Origin of the sequence: Streptomyces sp. NPDC057623 (assembly GCF_042800355.1) — a bacterium.
Taxonomy (GTDB): Bacteria; Actinomycetota; Actinomycetes; order Streptomycetales; family Streptomycetaceae; genus Streptomyces.
On sequence record NZ_JBHVGZ010000181.1, the window covers coordinates 1 to 1,468 of the forward strand.

Here is a 1,468-nt window from a genome sequence, read left to right on the forward strand (position 1 = left end):
TCACCACCCACCCCTGGCTCGCCGACCACGCCGCAGGCGGCACCACCCTCGTCCCCGGCGCCGCCCTCACCGACCTCCTCATCCGCGCCGGGGACGAAACCGGAACGAGCCTGCTCAGCGAACTCATCATCGAAGCGCCGCTCCTCATCCCCGCACAGGGCAGCGTCCAGATCCGCGTCACCCTCAGCGAGCCCGACGCGACAGGACAACGCACCGCACAGGTCCACTCACGCCCCCAGGACGCGGCACCCGGCACTCCGTTCACCCGGCACACCTCGGCGCGCCTCTCGCAGGAGGCCCCGGCGCCCGACTTCGACCTCACCCAGTGGCCCCCGCCCGGAGCCACGCCGGTTCCTGAGGCCGCGCAGCACGCGTACGGGCAGTTGGAGAAGACGGGGTACGGCTACGGCCCCGCCTTCCGCGGCCTGCGTGCCGCCTGGACGCTGGGTCCGGAGGTCTACGCCGAGGTCACGCTCCCCGAGGAGGCGGGCCGGCCCGAGGGGTACGGCCTCCACCCCGCCCTCCTCGACGCCTGTCTTCATGCCGGCGTCTTCCGGGAGCATGAGGGCGGGGCTTCGGAGCAGCCGTTGATGCTGCCGTTCGCCTGGAACGACGTACGTCTCTACGCGACCGGAGCCACCACGCTCCGGGTGCGTCTGTCCTTCGAGGGCAGCGATTCCGTGACCGTGCGTCTGGCCGACGCCACCGGTGCTCCGGTCGCCTCCGTCGACTCGCTCGTCTCCCGGCCGGTGAGCGGCGAGTTGGCGCGGGGCGGCGGGGACGCCTCCAGGGAGCAGTTGTTCCGGGTCGCCTGGGGGCCGACCTCGGTCAAGCGGCAGGACGTGGCGCTGGACGCGGTTCCGGTGGCCACGGCGGAGGACGTGCGGGCGGTGGCCGAGGCGGGTGACGTGCCCGAGGTGCTGCTGCTGGACGTGGTCGGTGACGACGCGTCGGCCGCGGAGGTCCGTGACCTCACCACGCGTGTGCTGGAGGTCGTGCAGGCGTGGAGTACCGAGCCCCGGCTTCAGGACACCCGTCTGCTGGCCGTCACGCACGGCGCCGCCGCGGTCACGGCTGACGAGGAGTTGCCCGATCTGGCCGCCGCCGCGGCCGCGGGGCTGCTGCGTTCCGCCCAGGCCGAGAACCCGCGCCGGATCGTCCTGATCGACACCGACGACAGCGCGCGGTCACTGGAGGCGCTCCCCGACGTCCTGGCTTCCGGTGAACTTCATGTCGCCGTACGCAACGGGACGATCCTCGCGCCGCGTCTGACGCGGGCCGCCCCGGACCTCGACGACCGTCCGCTCGATCCGGACGGCACGATCCTCATCACCGGCGGCACCGGCACCCTCGGCCGACTCGTCGCCCACCACCTCATCACCCACCACGGCGCCCGCCACCTCCTCCTCACCAGCCGCCGCGGACCCGACGCACCAGACGCCGACACCCTCCACACCGAACTCACCGC

At 73.2% G+C, this 1,468-nt stretch carries 1 protein-coding gene; it reads left to right on the forward strand.

Features of this window, described 5'->3' with window-relative positions:
• The coding region (locus ACFU95_RS51000; RefSeq protein ID WP_383844801.1) for a polyketide synthase dehydratase domain-containing protein at window positions 1-1,468 on the forward strand (1,468 nt) is incomplete at both ends.